The 25,754-nt window shown below is 48.2% G+C and carries 19 protein-coding genes, 1 tRNA gene and 1 pseudogene; 18 read left to right on the top strand and 3 right to left on the bottom strand.

Annotated features, from left to right (window positions below):
* The first annotated feature begins 167 nt into the window (after positions 1 to 167).
* From FJ444_RS18555 to FJ444_RS18545, 3 genes are read left to right on the top strand one after another with little or no spacing between them, the layout of a single operon-like run.
* Positions 168 to 1,751: an NAD(P)/FAD-dependent oxidoreductase gene (locus tag FJ444_RS18555; RefSeq protein WP_219993923.1), complete on the top strand. Its 1,584-nt coding sequence runs from the start codon at positions 168 to 170 to the stop codon at positions 1,749 to 1,751.
* A 15-nt stretch (positions 1,752 to 1,766) separates the two neighbouring features.
* Positions 1,767 to 2,165 (top strand): cytochrome c, encoded by a 399-nt coding sequence (locus tag FJ444_RS18550; RefSeq protein ID WP_140960910.1) that lies wholly within the window; start codon positions 1,767 to 1,769, stop codon positions 2,163 to 2,165.
* 17 nt (positions 2,166 to 2,182) lie between these two features.
* On the top strand, positions 2,183 to 2,707 hold the full coding sequence (locus FJ444_RS18545; protein WP_140960908.1) for a RidA family protein: 525 nt from the start codon (positions 2,183 to 2,185) through the stop codon (positions 2,705 to 2,707).
* A 10-nt stretch (positions 2,708 to 2,717) separates the two neighbouring features.
* Here the strand turns inward: FJ444_RS18545 and FJ444_RS18540 are convergent, their stop codons facing one another.
* On the bottom strand, positions 2,718 to 3,563 hold the full coding sequence (locus FJ444_RS18540; RefSeq protein ID WP_181405228.1) for a CPBP family intramembrane glutamic endopeptidase: 846 nt from the start codon (positions 3,561 to 3,563) through the stop codon (positions 2,718 to 2,720).
* A gap of 157 nt (positions 3,564 to 3,720) precedes the next feature.
* Between FJ444_RS18540 and FJ444_RS18535 the strand changes: the two genes are divergently transcribed.
* Together FJ444_RS18535 and FJ444_RS18530 are read left to right on the top strand one after the other, a co-directional pair.
* Positions 3,721 to 4,338 (top strand): RraA family protein, encoded by a 618-nt coding sequence (locus FJ444_RS18535; protein ID WP_140960903.1) that lies wholly within the window; start codon positions 3,721 to 3,723, stop codon positions 4,336 to 4,338.
* A 13-nt stretch (positions 4,339 to 4,351) separates the two neighbouring features.
* Positions 4,352 to 6,193 (top strand): ABC transporter ATP-binding protein, encoded by a 1,842-nt coding sequence (locus FJ444_RS18530; RefSeq protein ID WP_140960902.1) that lies wholly within the window; start codon positions 4,352 to 4,354, stop codon positions 6,191 to 6,193.
* A gap of 725 nt (positions 6,194 to 6,918) precedes the next feature.
* Here FJ444_RS18530 and FJ444_RS18525 read toward each other — a convergent pair.
* Together FJ444_RS18525 and FJ444_RS18520 are read right to left on the bottom strand one after the other, a co-directional pair.
* Positions 6,919 to 8,724 carry an acyl-CoA dehydrogenase gene (locus FJ444_RS18525; RefSeq protein ID WP_140960901.1) on the bottom strand — a complete coding sequence of 602 codons (1,806 nt, stop codon included), beginning with the start codon at positions 8,722 to 8,724 and terminating at the stop codon, positions 6,919 to 6,921.
* A 184-nt stretch (positions 8,725 to 8,908) separates the two neighbouring features.
* A complete protein-coding gene (locus FJ444_RS18520) occupies positions 8,909 to 9,670 on the bottom strand; it encodes a DUF6174 domain-containing protein (RefSeq protein WP_140960900.1) in 762 nt (253 codons plus the stop codon).
* A 385-nt stretch (positions 9,671 to 10,055) separates the two neighbouring features.
* On the opposite strand from FJ444_RS18520, the gene FJ444_RS18515 reads away from it, so the two are divergent.
* From FJ444_RS18515 to FJ444_RS21515, 13 genes and pseudogenes are all read left to right on the top strand, one after another.
* A tRNA-Trp gene (locus tag FJ444_RS18515) sits at positions 10,056 to 10,132 on the top strand.
* Between the two features lie 56 nt (positions 10,133 to 10,188).
* Positions 10,189 to 10,566, top strand: a complete 378-nt coding sequence (gene secE, locus FJ444_RS18510; RefSeq protein WP_140960897.1) for a preprotein translocase subunit SecE — start codon at positions 10,189 to 10,191, stop codon at positions 10,564 to 10,566.
* 4 nt (positions 10,567 to 10,570) lie between these two features.
* A complete protein-coding gene (nusG, locus tag FJ444_RS18505; RefSeq protein ID WP_140960895.1) occupies positions 10,571 to 11,119 on the top strand; it encodes a transcription termination/antitermination protein NusG in 549 nt (182 codons plus the stop codon).
* Positions 11,120 to 11,327: 208 nt separating this feature from the next.
* A complete protein-coding gene (gene rplK / locus FJ444_RS18500) occupies positions 11,328 to 11,756 on the top strand; it encodes a 50S ribosomal protein L11 (RefSeq protein WP_140960892.1) in 429 nt (142 codons plus the stop codon).
* A gap of 4 nt (positions 11,757 to 11,760) precedes the next feature.
* On the top strand, positions 11,761 to 12,456 hold the full coding sequence (gene rplA / locus FJ444_RS18495; protein WP_140960890.1) for a 50S ribosomal protein L1: 696 nt from the start codon (positions 11,761 to 11,763) through the stop codon (positions 12,454 to 12,456).
* A 311-nt stretch (positions 12,457 to 12,767) separates the two neighbouring features.
* Positions 12,768 to 13,286 (top strand): 50S ribosomal protein L10, encoded by a 519-nt coding sequence (rplJ, locus tag FJ444_RS18490; RefSeq protein ID WP_140960888.1) that lies wholly within the window; start codon positions 12,768 to 12,770, stop codon positions 13,284 to 13,286.
* A gap of 56 nt (positions 13,287 to 13,342) precedes the next feature.
* Positions 13,343 to 13,717 (top strand): 50S ribosomal protein L7/L12, encoded by a 375-nt coding sequence (gene rplL, locus FJ444_RS18485; protein ID WP_140960885.1) that lies wholly within the window; start codon positions 13,343 to 13,345, stop codon positions 13,715 to 13,717.
* Positions 13,718 to 14,001: 284 nt separating this feature from the next.
* Positions 14,002 to 18,030, top strand: a complete 4,029-nt coding sequence (rpoB, locus tag FJ444_RS18480) for a DNA-directed RNA polymerase subunit beta (protein WP_140960882.1) — start codon at positions 14,002 to 14,004, stop codon at positions 18,028 to 18,030.
* A 76-nt stretch (positions 18,031 to 18,106) separates the two neighbouring features.
* Positions 18,107 to 22,288, top strand: coding sequence for a DNA-directed RNA polymerase subunit beta' (gene rpoC / locus FJ444_RS18475; protein WP_140960879.1), 4,182 nt, complete (start codon positions 18,107 to 18,109; stop codon positions 22,286 to 22,288).
* Between the two features lie 288 nt (positions 22,289 to 22,576).
* Positions 22,577 to 22,951, top strand: a complete 375-nt coding sequence (gene rpsL / locus FJ444_RS18470) for a 30S ribosomal protein S12 (protein WP_140960877.1) — start codon at positions 22,577 to 22,579, stop codon at positions 22,949 to 22,951.
* A 74-nt stretch (positions 22,952 to 23,025) separates the two neighbouring features.
* The gene (gene rpsG, locus FJ444_RS18465; RefSeq protein WP_140960874.1) at positions 23,026 to 23,496 is read left to right on the top strand and encodes a 30S ribosomal protein S7; all 471 of its coding nucleotides are present in this window, start codon (positions 23,026 to 23,028) and stop codon (positions 23,494 to 23,496) included.
* 26 nt (positions 23,497 to 23,522) lie between these two features.
* A complete protein-coding gene (fusA, locus tag FJ444_RS18460; protein ID WP_140960872.1) occupies positions 23,523 to 25,619 on the top strand; it encodes an elongation factor G in 2,097 nt (698 codons plus the stop codon).
* 61 nt (positions 25,620 to 25,680) lie between these two features.
* Positions 25,681 to 25,754 (top strand): annotated as a pseudogene (locus tag FJ444_RS21515) (elongation factor Tu); the annotation flags it as partial.

Genomic DNA, 25,754 nt, shown 5'->3' with positions numbered 1-25,754 from the left:
GGCGAGCGTAGAGAACGCCGGAATTCAGTTTTTAGTGCATATCGGGGCAGTTTATTGGTGTTGTCGTATATATTATACACTTTGCCGTAAGTGCGGCACCGATGGCACCGCTACTGCATAGTCAGGCCACCCAACCATTTTCACTCTCAAATAAAGGGGGGCTTTTCTTGAATCACCTATCAATGAGCCGACGAGCGTTATTGAGCTGGATCGGCAAGACCGCAGGTGCGGGTGCCATGTATCAGGCTATGACATCGCTTGGGTTTGCAGCGGAATCGACACATCCCGGCACACTTAATCTGGGCAGCACCCCAAAAGGTGCATCAGTGTTGGTACTGGGTGCCGGGCTGGCGGGAATGACAGCGGCATATGAACTGCGTAAGGCCGGATACACGGTTACTATTCTTGAGTTTAATCAGCGGGCTGGTGGTCGCTGCTGGACACTTCGTGGCGGTGATTCCTACACCGAACTTGGCGGCGCAACGCAACAGTGCCAGTTCGCCGAAGGGAACTACATTAACCCGGGCCCTTGGCGTGTGCCATACCATCATCATCATGTGATGTCGTATATCAACGAGTTCAACATTCCCATTGAGCCGTTTATCCAGGTGAATTACAACGCATTGGTTCACTCTACCCACGCGTTTGATGGTAAGCCTCAGCGTTATCGCGAAGTACAGGCCGACTATCAGGGCTATGCTGCAGAGCTGCTCGCCAAAGTAACGAATCAAAGTGGGCTGGATAAAGCACTCTCTGTGGAAGACAGGGAAAAGCTCTTTGAATCGATGCGTCATTGGGGCGCACTGAATGAAAACGCAGAATACAAAAAGTCTTACGAAGTGAGCTTACGGCGCGGATTTGCCATTCCTCCTGGCGGCGGTTTATCGCCCAAGCCGCAACCCAGCGAACTGATGGACAGAAGCGCCCTGCTGCAATCTGAACTTTGGAAGTACATTGTTAATGGTCAGGATATTGAGTTTCAGAGCAGCATTTTCCAACCGGTAGGCGGCATGGACAATATTGCCAAGGCGTTTGAAAAGCGCGTAGGTGATACCATTCATTACGGCGCCAAAGTCACCAGAATTAACCAAAGTGACAAAGGCGTTAGCGTAGAGTATGAGCAGCAAGGCGTTGCTAAAACCGCTCAGGCGGATTGGTGTGTATGTACCATTCCACTGTCTATTCTCAGCCAAATTCCCGTTAAGGCGAGTTCTGGCATGCAGGCCGCAATTCGCGCAGTGCCTTATGCGGCATCGGTGAAAGTAGGTCTCGAATTCAAACGTCGCTTCTGGGAGCAAGACGATGCCATTTATGGCGGCGTAAGCTATACCAATCTGCCTATTACCAATATCAGTTATCCCAGCACCAAATTCTGTGACAAAGGCAAAGGTGTATTGCTGGGCGCTTATGTGTGGGGAGCCAACGCGTTTGAATTTACTTCTTTGACACCTGAGGAGCGAGTGAAAAAAGCGGTGGAATACGGCAAAAAAATACACCCTCAATATGCAGACGAGTTCGACAATGGTATTTCAGTAGGCTGGCACCGGGTGCCATGGACTCAGGGATGTTATGGCATGTGGACAGAGGCATCACGTGAGCAACACTACGAGAACCTGTGTCAGGTTGATGGACGGTTGGTGCTGGCAGGTGAACACGCATCCAATCTTCCTGCCTGGCAGGAAGGAGCTATATCGTCTGCGCATGATGCCATTAAGCGATTACATCAAAAAGTGTTAAGCACGGCAGTTTAACCCGGAGGATAGGCAATGAAATTATCATTAAAACTATTATTTTTAGTAAATATGCTGTGTGTAAGCACTTACATTTATGCAACAGATGACGCGGGCTTTTCCGAAGGTGCGAACTTTGAGGAAGTGACTGGTGAGGCGCTGTATCACGCCATTTGCCAGGGCTGCCATATGCCAATGGCACAGGGAGCTAAAGGCGCGGGAGCGTATCCTGCATTGGCGCAAAACCCTAAACTCGCCGCCGCGTCCTATGTGATTTACATGGTAAGCAACGGCATGGGCGGCATGCCTCCGCTGAAACAGTATCTGTCAGATGAACAAATCGCCGAAGTGGTGAATTACACACGCAGTCATTTTGGTAATCACTTTACCGACGCCGTTAGTGCTAACGACGTAAAAACCATTGCTCAACGATAAAATACAGGAACGCAAACATGAAAAAACGAATTATTGCCCCACTTTTGCTCAGTGCCTTGGTCTCCATGACGGGATGTAACGATGCCGATGCCACCCCTCCCGCCAAAGAAACCGTGATCCGTCATGGGTTGATTGGTTCAGACTTCCCCATTTTACGTGCATCGGAAGTACCGGCTACCAGCACTATTGTGTTTTTAAGCGGTGCAGTCCCAGGCGTGAGTAATCCGGATGCGCCTGCAAATAGCGCGGAAGCATACGGTGATACTGAAATGCAAACCGTGAGCGTGTTAAATCGCATTGACGAAAACCTGAAAAGTCTGGGATTAACCATGGGCGATGTGATTAAGATGCAAGCCTTTCTGGTAGGCGATCCGGCAATGGATGGCAAGATGGACTTCGCCGGTTTTATGCGCGGATACACGCAGTTCTTCGGCACAGAAGCCCAGCCAAATCTGCCTTCGCGTTCAGCGTTACAGATTGCAGGTTTAGCAAACCCGCATTATCTGGTTGAAATTGAAGTCACTGCCGTTCGGCCAGAATAAGACGATATTGTTAACCTGGCTTAACTACGGGCCAGGTTAACAGAAGTACATGCGCGCTATTCAACATCCAGTGACACATAACAGACCAAATAAGACGTCCACTTAGCACATATATCAGCCCGTACAGGAGTCCCGCCATAATGGCCAGGCAGACGTAGAGATATCCCCCTGTAAAATGGGCGAGTCCAAATAACATGCCGGTAATCAAAAGCCCACCAACCACGCCCAACTTTGTGGATAACCATGATTGCATTAAGCCTCTGAACAGTAACTCTTCGGTAAAACAGGTGTTGAGGAGGTTTGAAATCACGATAATAACAATAAGGTTGTTCAGTTCGGGCTGCCATTGAATCAACCCCAATTGCGTTGCTAAAAACAAAATTGCCGGGATGCCCGTAATGGCGATGAGAAAAGGCAGCCATTTTGGCGAATGTGAGTGTGTGAACGTTGCACAGCGTTGCCAAATCGGAATCCACAACAGTAAAGACCAGGCAATCAATACTTTATCTGTATTCAGGTAAACAATAGTAGCTAAGCTATTGGCTTTTACCGACTCAAGGACAGTGAGCTGAATACCGCTGTAGCCTGGTAATGTGTGCGTTAGCAGGCCGACGCTGAGAATTCCCCAAACGGCCCATAGAAAGTACTTTAGCCAATCTGGCAATCCTTTTTGCGTTTTCAGTAAAAAAGTGACGCCAATATAACCAACTGCCTGCATGACAAAGACAACATCGGTATCAATGGCGACGGATAGCAAAATCGAGAGTAGTGGAATGCCGTAGCGCAGGATTTTATTTGCAGAAAGTGCACTTAACAGCACAAGGCCGGAATAGATCAGCGCAGCAATTACATGCAAATTAATGAATTCCATAGCAGGCAATGAATTCCATGCGAAATAAAAGGGCCAAGATAACACAGCTGGTTATATTGAAAATACACCTTATCTACTCCCCAAATGAAACGGGGTTGATATAGTGAGGAACAAGCAAACCTTCGACTCAAAGGATTACACCATGAGCATCAATTTTAATGACGTATCGGTATGCGAGTACGCGGATGCACTGCCGCGTGAACAGTTTATGGACTACGCAATACATTCACTATGGAAACCGGCACCTAAAATATTTGGCCCTGCGTTTACCGTTAAGTGTCAGCCAGGCGACCATTTGATGTTGCATGCTGCCATATATCGCGCAAATCCCGGTGATGTCATTGTGGTTGAAGCCGATGACCAGTTTGCTGTTGCGGGTGGTAATGTATGTGCTATCGCGCAAAAACGCGGCATTGCAGGGTTTGTGGTGGACGGGGTGATCCGCGATATCGGTGAAGTCGAAGCAATGGGCTTTGCTGTGTATGCTCGTGGTGTTGTGCCTAAGCCGGGCGCCAAAAAGTGCGTTGATCCGTTAAATCAACCGGTCCAGTGCGGTGGTGTTACTGTGCATCCCGGTGATATCATAGTGGCTGATCAAGAAGGTATTGCTGTTATCCCACAAGCGTCAGCCGCCGAAGCATTTCAAATTGCCTGGCAGCGCGCCGAGAAAGACGGTGGAATGACACTGGATGAATGGCAAGCCAAACACCATGAAAATGTCGAAGGCATCCTGGCGAAACTGGGATACCGCGACGCCTGATGTTGAGTAATGCATGTTTTCATTTTTTGAGAAACTGACAAACCCGTTTCCTGCTTCACACCCCACACAGCCACCAAAAAACATGGTGGCTTTTTGTAAACACTACACTCAGGGCATGTGGCCCGTTCTGTTATGCGTATCGGCATTGAGCGCGATTGTGGCGATGCTGGAAGTGACCTTGTTTGGCTTTATGGGACAACTGGTTGACTGGTTTACCGAACAGGATCGCAGTACCTTTATTGAAAATGAAGGCAATCGTCTGGTTGTGATGGGGCTGGTAGTGGTTGTGCTCATTCCCGGTTTTATTTTGTTGCGTTCACTTTTTTCCCGCCAGTCGTTGCTTGGCAATTACCCTATGCGCATACGCTGGCAGGCGCACCGTTACCTGCTCAGTCAAAGCCTCACGTTCTTTCAGAATGAGTTTGCAGGCAGGGTTGCCACCAAGGTAATGCAAACGGCATTGTCGGTGCGTGAAACCGTAATGAAGTTGCTTGATCTGATGGTGTACATCAGTGTGTACTTTATTTCCATGGTGGTGCTGATATTTACTGCCGACTGGCGATTGGCGTTGCCATTACTGATTTGGTTAACGGTGTACAGCGTAATTCTGCGAATTCTGGTACCTAAATTAAAACAGGTTTCACAGCATCAGGCCGATGCCCGCTCACTGATGACCGGCCGCATCGTTGACAGCTACACTAATATCACCACGGTAAAACTATTTTCGCACAGTCAGCGTGAAGCCGAATATGCGAAGGACAGCATGGATAAATTCCTGCAAACCGTTTACCCGCAAATGCGGTTGGTAACGATTCTGGAGTTTTGTGTTGAACTGAGTAACGCACTGCTGATTTTCAGCGTTGGCGCACTGTCGGTGTATCTGTGGTTACAGCAAATGGTCACGCCCGGCGAAATTGCTTTGGCTGTGAGTTTGTGTTTGCGCTTAAACGGCATGTCGCACTGGGTTATGTGGGAAGTGGCATCACTGTTTGAAAACCTCGGCACCGTACAGGATGGTATCAATACGCTTGCACAGTCTATTGCTGTCGAAGATAAACAGCACGCGCAACCGCTCAAAGTGAACGGTGGGCAGATTGAATTTAAGCAGGTTAACTTCGCTTATCCGGGTCACAATAACCACCCTGTGCCGGTGTTTCAAAACCTCGATTTAACCATCAAACCCGGTGAAAAAGTGGGCTTGGTAGGACGGTCCGGTGCCGGTAAATCAACGCTGGTTAACTTATTGCTGCGGTTTTACGACACTACAGGCGGCAAAATATTGATCGATGGCCAGGATATCAGTAGTGTCGGGCAGGAATCGCTGCGCGCACAAATCAGTATGGTTACCCAGGATACATCGTTAATGCACCGCTCGGTCCGCGACAACATTGTTTATGGGCGTAGCGATGCTAACGAAGACTCGATGATCACTGCTGCTAAACAAGCTGAAGCGTTTGAGTTTATTCAGCAGCTCTCCGACAAAGACGGCAGAACCGGATTTGATGCTCAGGTTGGGGAACGTGGCGTGAAGTTGTCTGGTGGACAGCGTCAACGCATTGCTATTGCGCGGGTATTGCTAAAAGATGCGCCTGTATTAATTTTGGACGAAGCCACCTCTGCGCTAGATTCAGAAGTAGAATCAGCGATTCAGGAGTGCCTGAACAAAGTGATGGAAAACAAAACGGTATTAGCTATTGCTCACCGCTTATCTACAATTGCGCAGATGGATCGCTTGTTAGTACTTGATAACGGCGAGATTGTGGAGCAAGGCACACATCAGGAGTTGCTCGATAAAGGCGGTATCTACGCCAAACTGTGGGCACACCAGACAGGTGGATTTCTTGGTCTTGAATAAGCACGCTTGCGCGCTTATTCAGACCATAGAAATCCCCTGTCCCAGCCTCGAGCCGGGACCTAATCGAGCAGACTGACTCCTTCGATACTTCCTGTATTTGTCCTGTCCCGGCCTCGAGCCGGGACCTACTGAAACAGGCTTACTTCTCCAATACAACCCTTCACCGAGTTTTGCGCACCGCTTGTTGAATTGGTTAGATCCCCGCCTTCGCGGGGATGACGAAGAGTAGCGTGGGGATGGCAAATAGTAGCGTGGGGATGGCAAATAGTAGCGCGGGGATGACGAGTAGGTTGCGGGATGACGAGTAGGAGCGGGGATAGCCTTCCAATACGTTGTCGTCCCGGCCTCGAGCCGGGACCTACTGAAACAGGCTTACTTCCCCAATACAACCCTTCACCGAGTTTTGCGCGCCGCTTGTTGAATTGGTTAGATCCCCGCCTTCGCGGGGATGACGAAGAGTAGCGTGGGGATGGCAAATAGTAGCGTGGGGATGACGAGTAGGTTGCGGGATGACGAGTAGGTTGCTGGATGCGAAAAGGGACGGGGATGACTTGGAGCCGCGGGGCTGACAACGAGATAGGCGGAAATAGCGTACATGTGGTGCAGGAAAGACCATTCAATCTCCCGTCGTCCCGGTCTCGAGCCGGGACCTGGCAAAACAGGCGGACTACCTCAAATCAACCTGAATTCGGGAAACACAGTTGATGCACAAACGTAAGTTGTTTTTATAAACAACTCGACTCGAGTTCATAACAGGTATCGTCAAGTGATTGCACTAATTCAAGTGCAGCATCTACCTGGGGCAGCTCATATCGGAAAAAGTAACGGCATGCGGCCAGCTTTCCCTGAAGCAATAGCGTTCTATCAGAGCCGGTTTCAGTATTGATTGCCAGTACTGCAACCCGAGCTTGTCTTAACCACAGCCAGGCCATTACGATATGGCCGAAGGCGTGCAGGTAGGGTGTCGCATTGGCCAGAGCCAGATTTGACTTCGCCGCCTGCATCGCAGCCACTATAGTTTGGGTAGTGGCGTTGAGTTTGGCTTTGCGTTGAAGCAGGGCGTTGGCAAATTCGGCAAGCTGTGGCTCAGCTTGACAAGCCTGGACGGTGCTAAGGATTTCCTCGCCAAGCAGGGTATAAGGAAGTCCGTCTTGCATGCTCACTTTTCTGCCCAGCAAATCCATGGCCTGAATGCCTTCGGTTCCCTCGTGTATTGGGTTGAGCCGGTTGTCGCGATAGAAGCGTTCTACCGGGTATTCACGGGTATAGCCATAGCCTCCGTGTACCTGAATGGCAATGGAATTAGCTTCAAGACAATATTTCGACGGCCAGGATTTCAGTATTGGCGTTAAAATATCCAGTAAGGTGCCTGCACGCTTTGCCGCTTCGGGATCAGCGCAGTGCGCATGTGTATCCGCCAGCGTTGCGCCATACAACGATAAAAACAAGCCACCTTCTGCGTAGCTTTTGGCTGCCAGTAACATGCGCTTAATATCGGCATGTTCAGTGAGGGGGACCTGCGGTGACTGCGGATCCTTTTCGTGGGGATGACGCCCTTGCGGGCGATTTCGGGCGTAATCCAGGGCATGAAGATAAGACGTGTATCCCTGGGATACCGCTCCCACGCCTACGCCAATTCTGGCCTCGTTCATCATTTGAAACATATACAACAAGCCGCGATTGGGTTCGCCGATCAGGTATCCCACAGCGCCGTCTTTCTCACCAAAGTTGAGCATGGTAGAGGTTGTGCCGCGCCACCCCATTTTATGAATAAGCCCGGCGAGGCTTACGTCGTTGTGTTCACCTAATGAACCATCATCGTTAACCAGAAACTTGGGCACAATAAACAACGAGAGCCCCTTTACTCCGGCGGGAGCGCCCTGAATGCGCGCCAATACCAAATGAATAATGTTTTCAGACAGTTCGTGATCGCCACCAGAAATGAAAATCTTATTGCCTTTGAGGCGATAAGTGCCATCTTCTGCGTGAGTAGCCTGAGTCTTTATGTCGGACAGCGACGAGCCTGCCTGGGGTTCGGTTAACGCCATCGTACCCATAAATCGACCATTAAGCAGGGGCTGCAGGTACAGGCGCTTTTGCTCATCTGAACCAAAGTTGCGGATCACATTCGCATTAGCGTTGGTTAGTGAAGGATAAGAGAGAACCGGCATATTTGCCGCGCCAAATATAGCCTTGCATGCTACTGAAACCGAAAAGGGCAATTGCATGCCGCCTAGTTCGTAGTCATGGGTAGCGGCGCCAAACCCGGCGTCGTAGTATTGCTGAAGTGCGGCAGCCACTTCTGGGATCATGGTTACTTTACCATCGACAAATTCAGGTTCATTCTCGTCTAACTTCGCTGCGCACGGTGCAAACCAGTCGCTGGCAATAGAATAAGCCGTTTCAATTGTTGCGTCGAAAGTTTCACGACCGTGTTCGTTAAACCTTGGGAATTTACAGAGTTCATCAACCTTTAATACGTCATAAAGTAAAAAGTTAAGATCCGCTGGATTGATTAATCTGCTGTGCATTGTTATTCCCATTTTTTATTGATTGATGCGAAATATATATCCGCTATGCGGAATTGGTCAAGTCGTTTTAAATTACTGAGTTAATGGAATGAGCACCAGGCGGTCCAGTAAGGTAGCGCTTTGTAAGGCGGTTTAATGAGGGCGCAGGGCGCTTGTAGAAGCGCCCTGTAAGATTGGAGGAAATTTATTCAGGGAGAAGTGTTACGTCCAGCTGACGGGGTAGCACATGGCATATGTCTCTGCCGATGCCAAAATCATCTGCCTGAAAAGCCTGATACCCAGACTTTTGGATCGATATGGAATAAAACCCTGGGCGTTCAGAGAGCATGGAAATGGCATCGCTGTCGTCGCAGGCTGCATCGCTATTGGTGAACGTTTCAGAGTAATTGCCGTCTGTTACCGTAACAGTAACACCGCATGCAGCAGGTAACTGAGTTGAGTCATCCGTTACTTTAATGGACAGGCCGTTAACCACTGATGCGGTGCAACCTACATCATCAGCATTCACCACATTACTCACATAAAGCGTGTACTCGTCGTCGGCGCTCTGCTTATTTTCATCAACCTGAATTAAGGTTGGGTAGCCAAGTTCTGGATCGTATTCAACGTAAAGGGATTCAGCCCGACTCTCTTCCAGCGCAATGCGTTCAAACAGCGCCGTGATGCTCATTGCGTTGTTGTCATCCAACGGTAGCGCAACATGCGTATCGATAACTGCTTGAGAGACTACCTGATCACCATCAACAAAAACCAGGCGGGGCAGGGTATATTCATCCAGGCAGAAACAAGAAACCCGGTATTCAAACTGGTAAGTCTGTATGTTGGTACTTTCCCATTTAGCGCGGTTTCGGTTTAATTCATCGAGGGTCTTATTGGCACCGTTACCACAACCCGAAAGCACACCAGAAAAAATGAAAAGCGTTAACACTTTTTTGTATCGAAACATAAAAATCCTTTAGACGTTTCTGTTACTGCTTACCTGCGTGGTGGATATCACTGCGGTTTTAGATTTACGACAGTCGCTATAAACACGAAGGAGGCTCATGAGCACGCCCAGTGTACTCTTGTCAGCCAGTGAAAAGAAGTGGTGGTAAGCGCATTGGCATAAACACCTGGTCTGTAATAAGCGCGGTTATTGAAAAGCAAAAAACGATTGTTATTGCTTCTACCGAGGGGCCTGTTTCGCATAATGTGAGTTGCTTAACAAAGCGCTTGTATCTGAAGTCTTGTTAAGTATAATACGCGTCCCTCCCTTACGAATCCGCACTTTTCCAAAAAAGACGCAAACATTCACAAGGGTAGTGTAAGTAAAATCAGCCAAAAGCTGTTTTAGGGGTGTAGTTCGAATTGGTAGAACAGCGGTCTCCAAAACCGATGGTTGGGGGTTCGAGTCCCTCCACCCCTGCCAGATAATGGTGTAGTGCAGGTGCACTGCATAACAAGCCGTATTGCTAGGGTCGTGAAATGAGCGAAAAAACGGAAAATTCATCCAACTCAATGGACATGCTGAAGTGGTTGATTGTATTTGCCTTGCTTGCAGGTGTAATTACTACCAATTATGTTTATGGTGAAGTGTCGATTTTATATCGTGCTATTGGTGCGTTAGTGGGTGTGGCTGTTGCAGGCTTTATTGCTGCCACCACAATGAAAGGCGTGGCGTTTTTAACGTTTGCCAAAGAAGCGCGTTTAGAAGTACGCAAAGTGGTATGGCCCACCCGTCAAGAGTTAAACCAAACTACACTCATCGTGCTAGGTGCTACGTTTGTAGCGTCACTGTTATTGTGGGGTATTGACGGTGTCCTGGTTTGGCTTGTTTCATTAGTGACAGGTATTGGAGCATAAGCGAATGACTGAAGAAAAAAAGAAAAAGCGTTGGTACGTTGTTCAGGCATACTCTCAGTACGAATCACGTGTAAAGAAAACATTACTTGAATACATCAAGATGCACGAGATGGAAGAATACTTTGGTCAGGTACTGGTACCTACCGAAGAAGTTATTGAAATGCGTGCTGGACAAAAGCGTAAATCTGAGCGTAAGTTTTACCCGGGTTACGTACTGGTAGAAATGGAAATGAACGAAGACTCATGGCACCTGGTTAAAAGTGTTCCGCGTGTGCTTGGTTTCATTGGTGGTACCTCAGATCGCCCAATGCCTATTTCTCAGCGTGAAGCAGACGCGATCCTGAATCGTCTTGAAGAGTCTGTTGATAAGCCTAAGCCGAAAACATTGTTCGAGCCGGGCGAAGTGGTTCGCGTTATCGAAGGTCCGTTTGCAGACTTCAACGGTGTGGTAGAAGAAGTGGATTACGAGAAGAACCGGGTAAAAGTATCGGTGCTTATTTTCGGTCGCTCTACACCAGTAGAACTGGAATTCAGCCAGGTCGAAAAAGGCTAAAAGCCAAAGAAATAAAAAAAGTGCCCTGTGTCCTGCGCATGGCACTTTTTTGTTTTTTAAGATTTATCTAAAAAACAAAAAATATAAGGTTGCGTCGGGCTATTTGTTAGCCTATAATTCGCGCCCCTTTTATTGGAACCGGGAAGCCGATTGAGCAAGTAATCTCGATACTTGCGAGGCGTCAGACCCATTAACGAGAGCATGTAAAATGGCTAAAAAAGTAACAGGCTTAATTAAGCTTCAGGTTGCAGCTGGTGCTGCTAACCCATCTCCACCTGTTGGTCCAGCACTGGGTCAAAAAGGTGTGAACATCATGGAATTCTGTAAGGCTTTCAACGCTAAAACAGAAAGTCTTGAGAAAGGCGCTCCAGTACCAGTAGAAATTACTGTGTACGAAGACCGTTCTTTTACATTCATTACCAAAACTCCTCCTGCGTCTTACCTGCTGAAAAAAGCGGCTGGCATCAAGAGCGGTTCAGGCCGTCCTAACACTGTAAAAGTGGGTACGGTAACTGTTGCTCAGTTGGAAGAAATTGCCAAGGTAAAAGAGCCAGATCTGACTGCAGCTTCATTAGAAGCCGCTGTTCGTACTATCGCGGGCTCTGCTCGTGCAATGGGTCTGAAGGTAGAGGGTTAATCGAATGGCTAAATTAACTAAACGCGCACGTTTGATCCGTGAAAAAGTAGATTCAAACAAAGAATACCAAATTGCTGACGCAGTTGCCCTGTTAAAAGAACTGGCGACCGCTAAATTCCCAGAAAGCGTTGATGTTGCCATCAACCTGGGTATTGATGCGAAGAAATCTGACCAAAACGTTCGTGGTGCAACTGTACTGCCAAACGGTACTGGTAAAGACGTTCGCGTTGCAGTATTCACTCAGGGCGCAAATGCTGAAGCAGCAAAAGCTGCAGGTGCAGACATCGTAGGTATGGACGACCTGGCTGAGCTGGTTAAGAAAGGCGAAATGAACTTTGACGTAGTGGTAGCCAGCCCTGACGCAATGCGCGTAGTTGGTCAGTTAGGTCAAATCTTAGGTCCACGCGGCCTGATGCCTAACCCTAAGACGGGTACTGTTACACCAGACGTAGCGACTGCAGTTAAGAATGCTAAAGCGGGTCAGGTTCGTTACCGCAACGACAAGAACGGTATCATCCACGCCAGCATTGGTAAGATCGCGTTTGAAGCAGACAAGATCAAAGAAAACTTAGAAGCATTATTAGACGCTCTGAAGAAGGCCAAGCCTTCTACGTCAAAAGGTACTTACATCAAGAAAGTAAGCCTGAGCACCACAATGGGTGCTGGCGTATCTATCGACAAAGCGTCAGTAGGTCAGTAATGCTTTGCGTTAGCCCAGGCTAACGCTTCTCTTAAAGGTTATGGGTTGGAGCTGTTGAATATCGCCAAAAGCGAATATCGGTAGCTCCCGTCCAAGACCGCAGGTGTATTACAGCAAAAGAGGTAAGAGAACTTTTGTATTCAATGTACTACTTAATCACGACAGCCTGCGCAGACGGTGGTTTCGACTCAGACTCTCTGGGATAACGAACACCGTAGAGCGGTGCCGTTGGCGGGTAACCAATAATGGCATCAATCTGTGAACCCTGATCACTCTAATTGCAGATGATCAGATTTGAAGAGGTGAACTCAGTGGCACTAGGTTTAGCAGCAAAAAAAGAGATCGTAGCAGAAGTTTCTGAAGTTGCGTCTCGCGCTCTATCCGTAGCCGTTGCTGAATACCGTGGGATGGGAGTTGCAGAACTGACAGCTCTGCGTGTTAAAGCCCGTGAGCAAGGCGTATACCTGAAGGTTGTACGTAATACTCTGGCTAGACGTGCATTGGCTGACAGCAAATTTGCAGACTTAGATAGCGCCTTAACCGGTCCGCTTATCTATGGTTTCTCTTTAGACGCACCAGGCGGCGCAGCTCGTCTGTTTAAAGATTTCGTCAAAGAAAACAAAAAACTGCAAGTAACTGCACTTTCAATTGGTAGTGGTTTACTGGGTCCAGACAAACTGGATGCAGTAGCAGCTCTGCCTACCCGCGACGAAGCGCTTGCGAAATTGCTTGCGACCTTCAAAGCACCAGTTGGCAAGTTCGTTCAAACAATCAACGAAGTTCCTGCCAAGTTTGTGCGTGTATTGGCGGCGGTCAAAGACACCAAGTAATTGGCGTTTTTGGCATATTGATTTTTTTAACATTTTAATCCCAGGAGTTTAGAGAAATGGCTCTGACTAAAGAAGATATTTTAAACGCGATCGCTGAAATGCCAGTAATGGAACTGGTTGAACTGATCGAAGCAGCTGAAGAGAAATTCGGTGTATCTGCAGCGGCTGTTGCTGTTGCTGGTCCTGCTGTAGCTGGTGAAGCTGCTGCTGTTGAAGAAAAGACTGAGTTTGACGTTGTAATGACTTCATTCGGCGCAAACAAAGTTGCAGTAATCAAAGCAGTTCGCGGCGCGACTGGCTTAGGTCTGAAAGAAGCTAAGGACGTAGTAGAAGCTGCTCCTAAAGCAATCAAAGAAGGCGTAAGCAAAGATGAAGCTGAAGCACTGAAGAAAGAGCTTGAAGAAGCTGGTGCAACAGTTGAAATCAAGTAATCTGAATTAACAGATTGCTCGCCAGAAATGGCCTGGGCTGGTGGTTTTTTAGACCACCAGCCTTTTTGCGCTGTAGGGTGTATGGTTTATTACCCTTGACCATATACATCATGCGTTACCACGCGGAACAAAAAAATTGGCAATAAACCAACCAGTTAACTAACCATTTGGTTAATTTTTGGTGTATGCTGTCGGATTGTTCCCTGTGCAAGGGTACTGGAAGTTTGTTGTCTGGTCGTTTACAGGCAACAGGTTGGGTCTAAAATCAGCAGGCTGAGGAACCCATGGTTTACTCTTATAGCGAAAAGAAACGTATCCGTAAGGATTTTGGCAAACGCCCACAGGTATTGGAAATTCCATACCTTCTTTCAATCCAGCTAGATTCTTTCAAGAAATTTATTGATATCGATCCCGATGGTCAATATGGTTTGGAAGCAGCATTCCGTTCTGTTTTTCCAATAAAAAGTTACTCTGGCAATTCAGAATTACAATATGTGAGTTATCGTCTTGGCGAACCGGTATTCGACGTTAAAGAATGTCAGATTCGCGGCGTAACTTATTCAGCTCCTTTAAGAGTGAAACTTCGTCTCGTATTATTCGATAAAGAAGCGGCACCCGGTACTGTAAAAGATATTAAAGAACAAGAAGTGTACATGGGTGAAATCCCATTAATGACAGAGAACGGTACGTTCGTCATTAATGGTACCGAGCGCGTTATCGTTTCTCAGCTGCATCGTTCTCCTGGTGTGTTCTTTGATCACGACAAAGGTAAAACACACTCGTCTGGTAAGGTGTTGTACAACGCACGTGTTATTCCTTACCGTGGTTCGTGGCTTGATTTCGAGTTTGACCCGAAAGATAACCTGTTCGTACGTATCGACCGTCGCCGTAAGTTGCCTGCAACGATAATCTTACGTGCTCTGGAAATGGGTACTGAAGAAATCCTTGATACTTTCTTCGACAAAGTTCAGGTGCGTATTGCTGACGGCAAGCTGATGATGGAAATCGTAGCAGACCGTTTGCGTGGTGAAACTGCACAATTCGACATTCTGGATGGCGAAGGAAACGTGCTGGTTGAACATGGCCGCCGTATTTCTGCGCGTCACACCCGTGCACTTGAAAAAGCGGGCATTACTGAGCTTGAAGTGCCTGTTGAGTATTTGGTTGGCCGCGTATACGGTGATACCTACGTCAACGAAGAAACAGGTGAAGTACTGGTAAGTGCTAACGACGAAGTGACCATGGAAAACATGGCGTCGTTGAGCAAAGCCGGTATTACTGAATTTACTACGCTGTACATAAACGAACTGGATCACGGTTCGTATATCTCTGATACCCTGCGTATCGACAGCTCAACTAACCGCCTTGAAGCGTTAGTTGAAATTTATCGCATGATGCGTCCTGGTGAACCACCAACGAAAGACGCAGCAGAAACCTTGTTCGATAACCTGTTCTTCTCTGAAGAGCGTTATGACTTGTCTTCTGTTGGTCGCATGAAGTTCAACCGCCGCTTAGGCCGTGAAGAACTGACTGGTTCAGGTACACTGGACAAGGGCGACATCATTGCTGTGATGAAACAACTGATCGAAATCCGTGACGGTAAAGATGAAGTGGACGATATCGACCACTTGGGTAACCGTCGTATTCGTTCAGTAGGCGAAATGGCAGAGAACCAGTTCCGAGTTGGTTTAGTGCGTGTTGAGCGTGCGGTTAAAGAACGTCTGTCTTTGGGTGACCTGGACAACGTTATGCCACAGGATCTGATCAACGCTAAGCCTATTTCTGCAGCCGTTAAAGAATTCTTTGGTTCTTCGCAGCTGTCGCAGTTTATGGATCAGAACAACCCGCTGTCAGAAGTTACGCACAAGCGTCGTATTTCTGCCTTAGGCCCGGGTGGTCTGACACGTGAACGTGCAGGCTTTGAGGTTCGTGACGTACACCCGACTCACTATGGTCGTTTGTGTCCAATCGAAACCCCTGAAGGTCCAAACATCGGTTTGATTAACTCATTGGCAAGCTTTGCGCGTACCAATGATTTCGGTTTCCTAGAAACGCCTTTCCGTCGCATTGTAGACGGTGTGGTAACAGAAGAAATCGATTATTTATCGGCTATCGAAGAAGGTCAGTATGCAATCGCACAGGCGAACATTGCATTGACTGAAGAAGGCGGGCTGGTAGATGAACTGATTCCATGTCGCTACCGCGGTGAAACCACGCTGATGCCTAAAGAAGACATCACGTACATGGACGTTTCACCACAGCAAATCGTATCGATTGCGGCAAGCATTATCCCGTTCCTTGAGCACGATGACGCCAACCGTGCACTGATGGGTGCGAACATGCAACGTCAGGCTGTACCTACATTACGTGCTGATAAGCCATTAGTTGGTACGGGTATGGAACGCACTATCGCTGTTGACTCCGGTGTAACCGTTGTCGCTAAGCGTGGTGGTGTGGTTGATTACGTTGATGCCAGCCGTATCGTTATTAAAGTTGACGAAGATGAGATGTTCGCTGGTGAAGCGGGTATCGATATCTACAACCTGACTAAATACACGCGTTCTAACCAGAACACCTGTATCAATCAGCGTCCTACGTGTAACGTTGGCGACCCGATTGTAGCCGGCGATGTACTGGCTGATGGTCCGTCTACTGACTTAGGCGATCTGGCACTGGGTCAGAACATGCGTATCGCGTTCATGCCTTGGAATGGTTACAACTTCGAAGACTCGATTCTGATTTCAGAGCGCGTTGCACAGGAAGACCGTTTCACTACCATTCACATTCAGGAATTAAGCTGTATCGCTCGTGATACTAAGCTTGGGCCAGAAGAAATTTCTGCCGATATCCCGAACGTGGGTGAATCTGCACTGAGCAAGCTGGATGAGTCTGGCGTTGTTTACATTGGTGCGGAAGTGAAAGGCGGCGACATTCTGGTAGGTAAAGTAACGCCTAAAGGCGAAACGCAACTTACCCCAGAAGAAAAGCTGTTACGTGCGATCTTCGGTGAAAAAGCGTCTGACGTTAAAGATACCTCTTTACGTGTACCTAACTCTGTACACGGAACGGTTATCGACGTACAAGTATTTACCCGTGATGGCGTAGAGAAAGATAAACGCGCACTTGAAATTGAAGATATGCAATTGCGTCAGGTTAAGAAAGACCTGGGCGATGAGTTCTCAATTCTTGCTGACGGTATCTTCGCACGTGCGCAAAACCTGCTGTTAAAAGCGGGCGTTGATCAGGCTAAACTTGACAGTCTGCCGCGTGAAAAATGGTTTGATATCCCGTTGAAAGACGAAGATGCGCAGCTGGATTTAGACCAAATTGGTCAGCAGCACGACGAAATCAAAGCAGACTTCGATAAGAAATTTGAAGCTAAGCGTCGTAAGATCACACAAGGTGATGATCTGGCACCTGGCGTACTGAAAATCGTTAAAGTTTACCTGGCTGTTAAGCGTCACATTCAGCCTGGTGACAAGATGGCAGGTCGTCACGGTAACAAGGGTGTTATCTCTACTGTAATCCCGGTAGAAGACATGCCTTACGACGAGAACGGCACGCCGGTAGACATCGTTCTGAACCCGCTGGGTGTACCTTCGCGTATGAACATCGGTCAGATCCTTGAAACTCACTTAGGTATGGCGGCTCACGGCTTAGGCGTGAAGATTGATCGCATGCTGAAAGAACAGGAAGAAATGGCTAAACTGCGCAACTTCCTGCAAGAAATCTACTCACTGGGTGACAACCCACAACAGGTAGACATCAGCACGTTCAGCGACGACGAAGTAGTGCGTCTGGCTAACAACCTGCGTAAGGGTGTACCAGTAGCAACGCCTGTATTCGACGGTGCGCGTGAATCTGAGATTAAAGCCATGCTGAAGCTGGCTGATATCCCAGAAAGCGGTCAGATTACGTTGTTCGACGGTCGTACCGGTCGTGAGTTTGAACGTCCGGTAACGGTTGGTTACATGTACATGCTGAAACTGAACCACTTGGTTGACGACAAAATGCACGCGCGTTCAACCGGTTCATACAGCCTGGTTACACAGCAGCCTCTGGGTGGTAAAGCACAGTTCGGTGGTCAGCGCTTCGGTGAGATGGAAGTGTGGGCACTGGAAGCATACGGTGCTGCTTATACCCTGCAGGAAATGCTAACTGTTAAGTCGGATGACGTTAACGGTCGTACCAAAATGTACAAGAACATCGTTGATGGCGATCACAGAATGGAACCAGGCATGCCTGAATCCTTCAACGTATTGCTTAAAGAAATCCGCTCACTCGGTATCAATATCGAGCTGGAAGAGAAATAAGCAGGCATTCGCCATAATTGATTGAGTTGGCCCGGTTCGCCGGGCCATAGAGACTGACTCCGCCGGGAGAGTATTTGTGAAAGACTTATTAAAGTTTCTAAAACAACAAAACAAGACTGAAGAATTCGATAATATTCGTATCGGTCTTGCTTCACCAGACATGATCCGTTCGTGGTCATACGGTGAAGTTAAAAAGCCAGAAACCATCAACTATCGTACGTTCAAACCTGAGCGTGACGGTTTGTTCTGTGCGCGTATCTTTGGTCCGGTTAAGGACTATGAGTGTTTGTGCGGTAAGTACAAGCGTCTGAAGCACCGTGGTGTAATCTGTGAAAAATGTGGCGTTGAAGTAACGCTGACCAAAGTACGTCGTGAGCGTATGGGTCACATTGAGCTGGCGAGTCCGGTAGCGCACATTTGGTTCCTGAAATCACTGCCGTCTCGTATTGGTTTGATGCTGGATATGACACTGCGTGATATCGAGCGCGTACTGTACTTCGAATCATTCGTTGTAACCGAGCCTGGCATGACCACGCTTGAGCGCAGCCAATTGCTGAGCGAAGAAGAATACCTGGATGCACTTGAAGAGCATGGCGACGAATTCGAAGCCAAAATGGGTGCGGAAGCTATTTTTGATCTGCTGAAACACCTGGATGTTGATGCGGATGTTGCGTCTATGCGTGAAGAGTTGCCTTCTATCAACTCTGAAACCAAGCGTAAGAAAGTAACCAAGCGTCTGAAATTGCTTGAATCATTCCAACAGTCTGGCAACAAGCCAGAGTGGATGATCATGACTGTTCTTCCAGTTCTGCCACCCGATTTACGTCCGTTGGTACCGCTGGATGGTGGTCGTTTTGCTACGTCTGACCTGAACGATTTATACCGTCGCGTAATCAACCGTAACAACCGTTTGAAGCGTCTTCTTGACCTGGCGGCACCTGACATCATCGTACGCAACGAAAAGCGTATGTTGCAGGAAGCGGTAGATGCGTTGCTGGACAACGGCCGTCGTGGTCGTGCAATCACCGGTTCTAACAAGCGTCCTCTGAAATCACTTGCCGACATGATCAAAGGTAAGCAAGGTCGTTTCCGTCAGAACCTGCTTGGTAAACGTGTTGATTACTCAGGCCGTTCGGTAATCACCGTTGGTCCTACTCTGCGTTTGCACCAGTGTGGTCTGCCTAAGAAAATGGCACTGGAGCTGTTCAAGCCATTCATCTATGGCAAATTAGAAGCTCGTGGTCTGGCTACTACTATCAAAGCTGCTAAGAAGCTGGTAGAGCGCGAAGCGCCGGAAGTATGGGATGTGCTTGACGAGGTAATCCGTGAACACCCTGTACTGCTTAACCGTGCACCAACGCTGCACAGATTGGGTATCCAGGCGTTTGAACCTACCCTGATCGAAGGTAAAGCGATTCAGTTGCACCCATTGGTGTGTGCGGCTTATAACGCCGACTTCGACGGTGACCAAATGGCGGTTCACGTTCCGTTGACTATCGAAGCACAGCTAGAAGCGCGTGCGCTGATGATGTCAACCAACAACATCCTTTCTCCAGCGAACGGTGAGCCGATCATCGTACCCTCACAGGACGTTGTATTGGGTCTGTATTATCTGACCCGTGACAAGATTAACGGTCAGGGCGAAGGCATGGTATTTACCAGCCCGCACGAAGCCGAGAAAGCTTACCGTACCGGTAACGCAGAACTGCACTCACGTGTAAAAGTTCGTATTACTGAATACGATGTTGCAGAAGATGGTACTAAAACAGAAAAAGTAACACTAACTGATACTACAGTTGGTCGCGCGATTTTCTCGTTGATTCTGCCAAAAGGCCTGCCGTTTGAAATTATCAACCAGGCAATGGGCAAGAAGCAGATCTCTAAACTGTTGAACGAGTGTTACCGTACGCTTGGTCTGAAAGATACTGTTATTGCAGCAGACCAAATCATGTATACCGGTTTCCACTACGCGATGATCGCGGGTGCGTCTGTTGGTATCGATGACATGGTAATTCCAGATGCCAAGAAAGATATTATCGAGGCAGCAGAAGCAGAAGTAATCGAGATCCAGGAACAGTTCCAGAGCGGTTTGGTTACAGCGGGTGAGCGTTACAACAAAGTTATCGATATTTGGTCAAACGCTAACGAAAAAGTAGCTAAGGCCATGATGGATAACCTGAAAACTGACGTTGTGATCAACGCCAAAGGCGAAGAAGAAGAGCAGGCATCATTCAACTCTGTGTTCATGATGGCTGACTCCGGTGCTCGTGGTAGTGCCGCCCAGATTCGTCAGTTGGCTGGTATGCGTGGTCTGATGGCGAAGCCGGATGGCTCAATCATCGAAACCCCTATCACGGCAAACTTCCGTGAAGGTCTGAACGTACTTCAGTACTTTATTTCTACGCACGGTGCGCGTAAAGGTTTGGCCGATACCGCATTGAAGACAGCGAACTCAGGTTACCTGACTCGTCGTCTGGTAGATGTTGCGCAGGATTTGGTTATCACTAACTCTGACTGTGGCACATTCGAAGGTGTGTTAATGACACCTCTGATCGAAGGTGGTGACGTCGTAGAACCATTGCGTGAACGCGTACTGGGTCGTGTTGTAGCAGAAGACGTGTATAAGCCAGGCAGTGATGAAATGCTGGTTGAGCGTAATACGCTGCTGGACGAAGCACTGGTAGACATGCTGGAAGCGAACTCTGTTGATCAGATTCGAGTGCGCTCAGTAATCACTTGTGACAACGACTATGGCGTGTGTGCAAGCTGTTACGGACGTGACCTTGCCCGTGGTCATATCGTGGGTAAAGGTGAATCTGTTGGTGTTATCGCTGCTCAGTCAATCGGTGAGCCGGGTACACAGCTGACGATGCGTACGTTCCACATCGGTGGTGCAGCATCGCGGGCCTCTGCAGAAAACAGTGTTCAGGTTAAAACAGCAGGTAACCTCAAGTTACACAACGCTAAATACGTGCGTAATACTGACGGCAAGGTTGTCATCGTATCTCGTTCTACCGAACTGACCATGATTGATGACCAGGGTCGTGAGAAAGAGCGTTATAAAGTACCTTACGGTGCGGTATTAACCGTAGATGATGGTGCAAGCGTATCTGCTGGCGATGTTGTCGCTAACTGGGATCCGCATAGTCACCCAATTATCGTTGAGCGTGATGCGAAGATTACCTTTGCTGACATCGATGATTCAAACACTGAAATGCAGCAGGATGAGCTGACTGGTTTGACCCGTATCGTGGTGAAAGACCTGTCTAAGGTTAACGCGAAAGAACCTAAACTGATCCTGGAAAGCGATGAAACCGGACTTCAGGAAATCCGTCTGCCAAGCTTCACTACCATCGAAGCATCTGAAGGCAAGCTGGCTAAGGCCGGTGACGTATTGGCCCGTATTCCTCAGGAAAGCTCGAAGACTCGTGACATCACGGGTGGTCTGCCTCGCGTAGCTGACTTGTTCGAAGCGCGTAAGCCGAAAGAGCCTGCGATCCTGGCCGAGGTGTCTGGTACCATTGGTTTCGGTAAAGAAACTAAAGGCAAGAAACGCCTGGTAATTACTCCAAAAGACGGTGATCCGTATGAAGAGATGATTCCTAAGTGGCGTCAGCTGAACGTGTTTGAAGGTGAAACTGTTGAGCGCGGCGAAGTTATCGCTGACGGTCCTGAGTCTCCACACGACATTCTGCGTTTACGTGGCGTAAGTGCAGTTTCTAACTACATCGTGAACGAAGTTCAGGAAGTTTACCGCTTACAGGGTGTAAAAATTAACGATAAGCACATCGAGGTAGTTATCCGTCAGATGCTGCGTAAGTGTATGATTACTGCCCCGGGTGACACACAGTTCCTGGAAGGCGAACAGGTTGAAGTGGCAGCAGTGAAAATTGCTAACCGCGAAATGGAACGTCAGGGCAAATTGCCAGCGCTTTACGAAATCCAGTTACTGGGTATCACCAAAGCGTCACTGTCTACAGAGTCTTTCATCTCTGCAGCATCGTTCCAGGAAACAACCCGCGTACTGACAGAAGCAGCAGTACAAGGCAAAGAAGACGACTTACGTGGTCTGAAAGAGAACGTTATTGTGGGTCGCCTGATTCCGGCTGGTACCGGTTTCGCATACCACGAAAAACGCGCTCAGCGCCGCCAACAGGCAATGGCAGAATTGTCAGTGTCTGCGGCTGAAGCAGAACAAGCGCTTACCGAAGCATTGAATGCAGAAGTAACGTCTGGAGATTCAGCCTCCGAAGAATAAGCAGAATCTGGTGATTGTTCTGCAATCACCAGAGGTCCGGCTGGCAGGGGGAATTCACAGTTAATCCTGTGGTTAACCTTTGTACAGCTTGACAGCTTGGGCTTTGATCATTAATATTCCGCGACCCGAAATAGGCGGTAGGCTAAAAGCCAACCTACACAGGGCGCGGTTTTTTATTTTTAGAGCCGCAAAAGGTTACGACGAGCACGTAATCTTTGGTGCGAAAGCGCCAATCATTCTACCCGGATACATCCCGGGTTTTTATAGTTATTAATCAGGAGCTTGTTAATGGCAACAGTTAACCAGTTAGTGCGCAAGCCTCGCAGAAAGCCCGTTGAAAAAAGCAACGTTGCTGCCCTGCAAGCTTGTCCACAAAGACGTGGTGTATGTACTCGTGTATATACTACTACGCCTAAAAAACCAAACTCAGCACTGCGTAAAGTATGTCGTGTGCGTTTAACCAACGGTTTTGAAGTTTCTTCATACATCGGCGGTGAAGGCCACAACCTGCAAGAGCACAGCGTTGTTCTTATTCGCGGTGGTCGTGTTAAAGACTTACCAGGTGTTCGTTATCACACTGTTCGCGGTACTCTGGACTGCGCAGGTGTTAACTCACGTAAACAAGCGCGCTCTAAATACGGCGCGAAGCGGCCCAAGTCTTAACGGTTCTCCGTTAGTAAGGCCAAACTTAAATTTAAGAGTTTTGGGTTATCCCTGAATTCCACGGAGAATAGAAGATGCCAAGAAGAAGAGTCGTAGGTCAACGTAAAGTCCTACCAGATCCTAAGTTCGGATCACAGTTACTTGCTAAATTCATGAATGTCGTAATGCTCGACGGCAAGAAATCTGTAGCAGAGAGAATCGTTTACGGTGCGCTTGATATTGTTGCTGAAAAAACCGGCAAGGCACACTTGGATGTATTCGAAGAAGCCCTGGACAACATTCGTCCTACTGTAGAGGTTAAGTCACGCCGCGTTGGTGGTTCAACTTACCAGGTTCCAGTAGAAGTGCGTCCGGTTCGTCGTAATGCATTAGGTATGCGTTGGATGGTAGAAGCTGCACGTAAACGTGGCGAGAAGTCAATGGCTCAGCGCCTGGCTGCAGAAATGATGGATGCGGCAGATAACAAAGGTTCTGCGGTTAAGAAACGTGAAGACGTGCACCGTATGGCCGAAGCGAACAAAGCGTTCGCTCACTATCGTTGGTAATCAACGGAATAATCTGAGAGAGATGTATGCCTCGTAAGACCCCAATTGAACGTTATCGTAATATTGGAATTGTGGCGCACGTAGACGCGGGTAAAACCACGACTACGGAGCGCGTACTATTTTATACCGGTTTATCGCATAAAATTGGTGAAGTGCACGATGGTGCGGCAACCATGGACTGGATGGAGCAGGAGCAGGAGCGGGGAATTACTATTACCTCTGCTGCAACTACTTGTTTCTGGGCGGGTATGCAACAGCAATTCGAACAGCACCGTATCAATATTATTGATACGCCCGGACACGTTGACTTTACTATTGAAGTTGAGCGCTCTTTGCGCGTACTTGATGGTGCCGTTGTGGTCTTTTGTGGGTCTTCAGGTGTAGAACCTCAATCAGAAACCGTCTGGCGACAGGCGGACAAATATCACGTTCCTCGCATGGTCTTCGTCAATAAGATGGACCGTGCAGGAGCGGATTTTGAGCGGGTTGTTGGTCAAATCCGTAAGCGTTTGGGTGCCAATTGCGTGCCTATCCAGCTTAACATCGGCGCGGAAGAAGAATTCCGCGGCGTTATCGACCTGGTAAAAATGAAGTCCATTAACTGGAATGCAGAAGATCAGGGTATGACTTTTACCTATGAAGATGTTCCTGCAGAACTGATGGCTAAGGCAGAAAAATACCGCACCGAAATGATTGAAGCGGCAGCCGAAGCAAATGAAGAGTTAATGGAAAAGTATTTGGAAAATGGCGAACTGAGTGAAGAAGAGATTCACGAAGGTCTGCGCATCCGTACACTGAACAACGAAATTGTACTGGCTACTTGTGGCAGTGCATTTAAAAACAAGGGTGTACAGGCGGTATTGGACTCGGTAGTTCGTTATTTGCCCTCACCGCCGGATGTGCCGGCCATTAAGGGTATTTTGCCGGATGATTCTGAAGGTGAGCGTCATGCTGATGACAGCGAGCCCTTTTCAGCGCTGGCGTTTAAGATTGCAACCGACCCATTTGTGGGCACATTGACGTTCTTCCGTTGTTACTCCGGTGTGGTAAATACTGGTGACACCGTTTTTAACCCAGTGAAGGGCAAGCGCGAACGCTTTGGTCGTATTGTACAAATGCACGCTAAAGATCGCGAAGAAATTAAAGAAGTCCGGGCAGGTGATATTGCCGCGGCTATCGGACTTAAAGATGTCACTACCGGTGACACGCTGTGTGATCCAAACCACGTGATAACACTGGAACGCATGGAGTTCCCAGAGCCTGTTATCTCGATTGCTGTAGAGCCAAAATCTACAGCAGATCAGGAAAAAATGGGTATTGCGCTGAGTAAGCTCGCTGCTGAGGATCCATCTTTCCGCGTAAATACAGATGATGAAACCGGCCAGACAATCATATCTGGTATGGGTGAGTTGCACCTCGACATTATCGTTGACCGCATGAAGCGCGAGTTCAAGGTTGAGTGTAACGTAGGTAAGCCACAAGTGGCTTATCGTGAAACGCTCCGCAAATCTGTGGAAGTGGAAGGCAAGTTTGTCCGTCAGTCAGGTGGCCGGGGTCAGTTTGGTCACGTTTGGCTGCGCATCGAACCGCAGGAAGAAGGCAAAGGCTACGCGTTTGTTAACGCAATTGTAGGCGGCGTGATACCTAAAGAGTATATTCCGGCGGTAGACAAAGGTATTCAGGAGCAAATGCAAAATGGTGTGTTGGCAGGGTATCCGGTACTGGATGTAAAGGTTACGTTGTTCGACGGTTCTTACCATGATGTTGACTCTTCTGAAATGGCGTTTAAGATCGCCGGTTCAATGGGCTTTAAAAAAGGTGCCGCCGACGCGAATCCTGTCTTGCTTGAGCCCACTATGAAAGTTGAAGTAACCACTCCGGAAGACTGGATGGGTGACGTTGTTGGCGACTTAAATCGTCGTCGCGGTTTGATCGAAGGTATGGAAGATGGCGTTGGCGGCATAAAAATTGTTCGCGCAAAGGTGCCACTTTCCGAAATGTTCGGTTATGCTACTGACCTGCGTTCAGCTACGCAGGGGCGCGCCTCCTATTCAATGGAGTTTTTCAACTATGCAGAAGCCCCAAGCAATGTTGCGAAAGTAATCATTGAGGCACGAAACTAAATTTTGAAGGTTCGGTCCGGTCTTCTATTGGGTCGGACTTTTAACTTAGGAAACGAGAAAAATGGCAAAAGAAAAGTTTGAACGTAAGAAACCCCACGTAAACGTTGGTACTATCGGCCACGTTGACCACGGTAA

The sequence above is a fragment of the Aestuariibacter sp. GS-14 genome (genome assembly GCF_006494365.1).
Lineage (GTDB): Bacteria > Pseudomonadota > Gammaproteobacteria > Enterobacterales > Alteromonadaceae > Alteromonas > Alteromonas mangrovi.
This window is presented reverse-complemented; position numbering and strand designations above follow the sequence as displayed.